5 protein-coding genes, 1 tRNA gene and 1 pseudogene are annotated in these 5,556 nt (G+C 43.1%); 1 reads left to right on the top strand and 6 read right to left on the bottom strand.

The window, feature by feature from the left end; all coding sequences use genetic code 11:
• Window positions 1–102 precede the first annotated feature (102 nt).
• The 6 genes and pseudogenes from EWV84_RS22020 to EWV84_RS21995 form a co-directional block, all read right to left on the bottom strand.
• A pseudogene (locus EWV84_RS22020) lies at window positions 103–421 on the bottom strand (radical SAM protein); the annotation flags it as partial.
• A gap of 19 nt (window positions 422–440) precedes the next feature.
• A tRNA-Ser gene (locus EWV84_RS22015) sits at window positions 441–532 on the bottom strand.
• Between the two features lie 61 nt (window positions 533–593).
• Window positions 594–1,337, bottom strand: coding sequence for a DevA family ABC transporter ATP-binding protein (locus tag EWV84_RS22010; protein WP_287080086.1), 744 nt, complete (start codon window positions 1,335–1,337; stop codon window positions 594–596).
• 18 nt (window positions 1,338–1,355) lie between these two features.
• Window positions 1,356–2,528, bottom strand: a complete 1,173-nt coding sequence (devC, locus tag EWV84_RS22005) for an ABC transporter permease DevC (RefSeq protein ID WP_287080084.1) — start codon at window positions 2,526–2,528, stop codon at window positions 1,356–1,358.
• A 168-nt stretch (window positions 2,529–2,696) separates the two neighbouring features.
• The gene (locus EWV84_RS22000) at window positions 2,697–3,980 is read right to left on the bottom strand and encodes an HlyD family efflux transporter periplasmic adaptor subunit (protein WP_287080082.1); all 1,284 of its coding nucleotides are present in this window, start codon (window positions 3,978–3,980) and stop codon (window positions 2,697–2,699) included.
• A gap of 46 nt (window positions 3,981–4,026) precedes the next feature.
• Window positions 4,027–4,599 carry a TetR/AcrR family transcriptional regulator gene (locus EWV84_RS21995; RefSeq protein WP_287080080.1) on the bottom strand — a complete coding sequence of 191 codons (573 nt, stop codon included), beginning with the start codon at window positions 4,597–4,599 and terminating at the stop codon, window positions 4,027–4,029.
• A 135-nt stretch (window positions 4,600–4,734) separates the two neighbouring features.
• Here EWV84_RS21995 and EWV84_RS21990 point away from each other — a divergent pair, with 135 nt between their 5' ends.
• A complete protein-coding gene (locus tag EWV84_RS21990) occupies window positions 4,735–5,025 on the top strand; it encodes a DUF2288 domain-containing protein (RefSeq protein ID WP_287080078.1) in 291 nt (96 codons plus the stop codon).
• Window positions 5,026–5,556 lie beyond the last annotated feature (531 nt).

The following is a 5,556-nucleotide window of genomic DNA, read 5'->3' as shown; positions in this document are numbered from 1 at the left end:
AGACCAGAACAGAGTAAATCTGTTAAGGCAGGTGCGAAACCCCGCAAGGGAAAGAAGCAGAAACCTAAATCGTGAGGTTTGGGAATCACCGTCCGTTTACGGCGGTGAGGATGTCAATTCCTTGACGGTGGCCAGTATTTCCCCTAAATTGAGGGCGAGGGTGGGTTCCCCGCTACCACTGAGAGTGACTATATCCACATCCCAAGGAGCAAAATCCCTTAAATCCCTGCTAATTTGTTCGCTGGTGATAAAAGTTTTTCGTTGCTCGGTTTTTTTGCTCAATTTCTCCTAACTGACAGTAGGCACAGTTAAAGGAACAGGTGGAAACTAAACCAATCGGATCAATGCCCAGGGAACTGCCGAAACGCCAAGAGGCAACCGGACCATATACGGAGCAGAAATAATCATGGCCAGCAGTCATCGAACATACCGAAAAAACACGGAGAGGGAGGGATTCGAACCCTCGGTACGGTCTTACGATTCGTACAACAGATTAGCAATCTGCCGCATTCGACCACTCTGCCACCTCTCCAAGATGACATTATTTTAGTCTAACATGAAAGGCCAATTTTTGGCAAGTAATTTTTGGGCAGTTAATCGCTTAAACGACCATCCTCCATGTTGACAATGCGAACGGCAAAGCCGCGCCAAAGGCGATCGGCGATGTCGAGAATCCGGTTATCGTGGGTGACGAGTAAAATCGTGCAACCTTGTTCTTTTGCCAATTTCTGCATGATTTCCACCACATCGCGCCCGGATTGTTTATCTAAGGCCGCGGTCGGTTCATCCGCGAGGACTAATTTGGGATGACTGACGAGGGCGCGAGCGATCGCAACCCGTTGTTTTTGTCCCCCTGATAGATCATGGGGATAGTAATCAACGCGGTCACCTAAACCTACCGACTCCAAAATTGCCGTGGCTTTTTGATCGAGATCTTGTTCTAAAAACTCCTCGTGCAGTTCCAAAGACATCCTAACGTTTTGTTTCGCTGTCAGGAATTTTAGTAAATTATGTGCTTGAAAAATATAGCCAATTTGTCGGCGAATTTTCAGCATTTTGCCCTTAGCAATTCCTAACATTTCTTGGCCGAGAATTTTTAAACTGCCCTCTTGTGCCGATCGCAAACCTCCCATTAAACTCAATAAAGTAGTTTTCCCCGATCCCGAAGGACCGGTCATAATTACTACTTCCCCCGCTTTAATTTCCAGATCGATATCGTATAAAACCTGTTTTTTTAATTCCCCCGTGCCAAAATAGTGATTTAAGCCTTTAATGGCAATTACGGGTTCGTTAGGGCTAAAATTCCCTAATTCTCGCTCTTTTTGAAAAATCAGCATTGTTTCACCCTTGATAGCTTAGAAAATATCGGCCGGATCTGCTGTCCTTAATTTGCCCATAGCGACAATTCCAGAGGCAATACACATAATAATTGTTAGGATTAAAACTTCGATCGCCCTAGCGGTAGTCATCACTATCGGTAAAAGTGTAGCGGAGGAAGCGAGATGATAAACACCAAGAGAAACGATAAACCCCGGTATATATCCCAAAACCGCTAGTAATAAAGCCTCTTGCATCAAAACCCCGACTAAATACCAATCACCGTAACCCATAGCTTTTAGGGTAGCGTATTCGGGTAAGTGATCGGTGACATCGGAATAGAGAATCTGATAGACAATGACGATACCGACGATAAAACCGACTACTGTACCTAAACCAAAGATAAAACCAATGGCTGTACCATTTGCCCAATAGGTTTTTTCCCTTTCAGCAAATTCTTTTAAAGTAAGGACTATTACTTCATTTTTAGGTAGAAGTGCCTGTAAATTGGCTTTTACTGCCTCTATATTTGCCCCCGGTTGCAGTTTCACCAGTCCTATATCGATTTCGTGGGGTTGGCGTTCGGGAAAGAGCCTTAAAAAGGTAGAATCACTGCTAATGACGTTACCATCGGCAGCAAAGGAGGCACCAAGGGTAAAAATTCCCGCTACCTGGACCTCTTTTCTATTTAACTGAACTGTCAAATCGGGTTTTTTCTGGAGTAAATCGGCAATTGGACCGAATTCTGGTCTTCCTGCTTGATCGTACAAGACGCGATTTAACATCTTCAGATCACTGGATTTTTGATTAACTTCCGGGAGAGTAAAAACCTGTTGACTGGGATCAAAACCAAAGACTAAAGTAGTTCTTTCTAGGGCAGTTTCGGGATTGCGCCACTGGGCAGAAGCAATATAAACTGGGGCTATAGATTGAATGCCCTCGACTCTTTTAGCTTGGTACAAGCGATCGCGAGAGAAACTTTTCACAGCAAAGAGGGTATCAAATTGGGGATTAATCAGGACTAAATCCGCATCGAGGACATAATGGGGTTTAACGGAAGCATCAAATAAGGCATCCCGAAACCCCAACTGCGTGAAAATTAAGAAGTCTGCAAAAGCAATCCCGGCAATAGCCACGATCAAACGGGTTTTCTCTCGTGTCACCTGTAACCAAGATAGGGGCGTTTTTTTGAATAGATGGGTTAGTTTCATTGGGTGTTAGGTGATGGGGGTTGGGGGTTGGGGTGTTGGGGTGTTGGGGTTTTGGGGTTTTGGGGTTTTGGGTGTTGGGGTGTTGGGGTGTTGGGGTGTTGGGGTTTTATTTGAAATTCCCCACTTCCCCACTTCCCCACTTCCCCACTTCCCCACTTCCCCTAAAACCTACTCATTGATAGTTACAGTTACTTGGGAATTGGTTAAACCTGCCACTTTTTGACTGTTTTCGCGATTTAAGGCAATACGGACAGAGATAACTTTGCGATCGAAGTTTTCTCCTGGTTGATTGCTGAATATATTTTGTTGGTCAACTTTTAAAGCAATTAAGCGCACTTTTCCGCTAACTTCGCCCGTAAACGCCGATCCGGTAATCGTGGCAGTTTGTCCCTCGCGAATTTTCCCGATATCGCTTTGATAGATTTCGGCAATTACTTCCATGCGCTCGGTTTCAGCGAGGTCAACAATTCCTTGAGCGCTGATTTGTTCCCCGATCCGGGTATTGACTTTAATCACTTTGCCGGTAATTGGCGATCGAATATAAGCCTGATTTAACTCGGTTTGGGCTTTTTTAACGGCAACTAGGGCAGCATTTACCTCCGCTTGGGCTGCCCGCACATCGACTCCCCGCACTTCCGAGACTTGATTTAAAGTGGATCTGGCCTCTTTGATCTGCTGTTGACCGGTGGATTCAATCCGGGCTAGGGTAGTCTTGGCTTCTTGTATCTCTTGTTGGCCGGTGCGTTCAATTCTTTCTAGGGTAACTTTTGCTTCTGTGAGTTGTTGATTACTGGTTTCTAAATTCAGTCTTTTACTATCAAAACTAGAGGCGGAAATTGCCCCTTCTTGATAGAGTTTTTCGTAGCGATCAAATTCAGCTTTGGCATTGCGATATTCTGCTTCTAATTTGCCAATTGTCGCTTTTTGGGCAGCCCTATCCCCTTCTAATTGCGCTGTTAATCTTTGGATAGTTGTCCGTTGGTTTGCTTGATCTCCTAACCATTGTGCCTCGATTTTCCGCACGTTAGCGGTATTAGCATCGATTTCGCCGACTTTTGCCCCAGCTTTCACCTGTTCTACCTTGGCTGCGGCTACTCTTACCTGTTCTTGTGCCTGTCGCAGGTTATCCTCTAATCTTTCCTGACTTTCGAGAATGGCGATTATTTGTCCCGTTTTGACGCTATCTCCTTCATCGACTAATAATTGCTTGACTCGATCGGAATCAAGCAACATTGGGGCAGATATGCTGATAATTTCTGTCCTTGGTTCAATTCTGCCTAAAGCGGTGATTTTTTGCGGTGCGGGCGACGCAACTACAGGGGTTTTGGTTTCGGGTTTGGGGGCGACTTGGGAAAGGCTATAAAAGGTGGTTATTCCTAATAATCCTGTGCCTAATACTATTAACCCGATAATTAACTTCTGATTGGGTTTCACAAAAGTTTTACCGTTCATAGAATTTCTGTTAGTAATTTTGCAGTTAATAAGCGATTGTTGGGGGTTAACAGTTTTTCTGTAAATAAGTAGTAAGAATTTTACCTAATAATTCCATTTGTTCATCGATCGCAATCTGTTCATTGCACCACAGGCGCTCTAATATCAGTCCATTAATAACGCTGACAACTAACCAAGCTACACTCGGATCGGTAATACCTAAAATCTCGATTACTGCCTGATGATAGCGGCGATCAATGCGCTCAAAAAATTGACTACGACGCAGTTCTTCTCGTCCTTGGTATTGAGAATAATCAATCCATAAGAATAATTGTTTGATGCAGGAATCCTCGCGATTAATCATAAATTTTCCGAGAATTTTTAGCTTTTCTATCAGGGTTTTTCCTCGATCAATCTCGGCTTTAGCTAATAAAACATCCTGCTGGCACATCTCCTCGACTAACTGCTCGAAAAGTGCCGCTTTACTGGGAAAGTAGTGGTATAGCGTTCCCGTGGACACTCCCAATCCTTGCGCTAATTCTCTCGTCGTCATGTCAGCATAGCCTTTCTCGGCAAAGAGTTCGGCACTTTTTAAGAGGAGTTCTTTTCGGTATTGTTCTACGTCTACTATCTTAGGCATAAATTTAATATCGAACGTTCGTTATATTTTAGCTTAACATTACTATAAATGGGGAAATCGGTTGTCCCTTTGCCTGTATGCTAGAAGAAGGGGATAATTCGTTGTTGAGCGAGCTTTTTCGCCAGGATTGACAGTATGGGTAATATTCACGAGCAGTTATTAGAGGAATTAGCCGAAGTGGAGTGGAGTGACTTAATCCCCCATGCTCAAAGGGATGCGCTGATCGTGGTTTCGGATTCCCTCAATTTAATCGAAGTAGCAGAAGCGATCGCCGGTGATCGGGTTGCTCAAGTGCAGAATTGGATCGGGGAAAAACTACTAGAAAAACCGACACAGGAGCAATTAAGCGATTGGAATTCCCATCCCAATAACCTTTTTAATACACTAATCGTGCAACCTTTTGTGTTAATTCAGACCATAGCTTAGATGAAAAAATAGGAATTGTTGAAAAACTTGGATATTCTAGAGTAGTTATGATATATAGCAATTCAATTTGAGACGTGTGTGATAATTTTTGCTTATGGAATCGTGAAACGTTGACTGAGAAAGACTTTTACGACTATTTTGCCGAAGAAACTATCAGTATAGGCTTCGTTTTCACACAGAAACCAGAAGAGCCATAAGTCCTGCCAAGAAATGAAAGAAAAAAGTATCTTCGTTACTTGTTATGGTTCGATAGGGGGGCATAAATCGACTAAATCCTTATCTGGCAAGAGATTTAATTGATTAGTTCGCCCTAGATCAAAAACAATTGACAAAAATCGCCAAATGTTTTTCTCTATAAGGGTTTCATCTCTTATAATCCTGTCCGTTGCATAAGACAAACCGAAGAACCAAATTGGCTCTTCGGTAATTGTTATGCAAATAATTAACTTAAAATAAAATTCGATGAGAGTACCTACGCTCAAAAATAGCTGAAACCCATACAGGCAAAAATTTTAGGCACAAACAGGTTAA

The organism is Microcystis sp. M_QC_C_20170808_M3Col, assembly GCF_007095505.1.
In the GTDB taxonomy this organism is placed as follows: Bacteria; Cyanobacteriota; Cyanobacteriia; order Cyanobacteriales; family Microcystaceae; genus Microcystis.
Note: the sequence above shows the minus strand (reverse complement) of the source record. Positions and strands in the feature narration are given on the sequence as shown.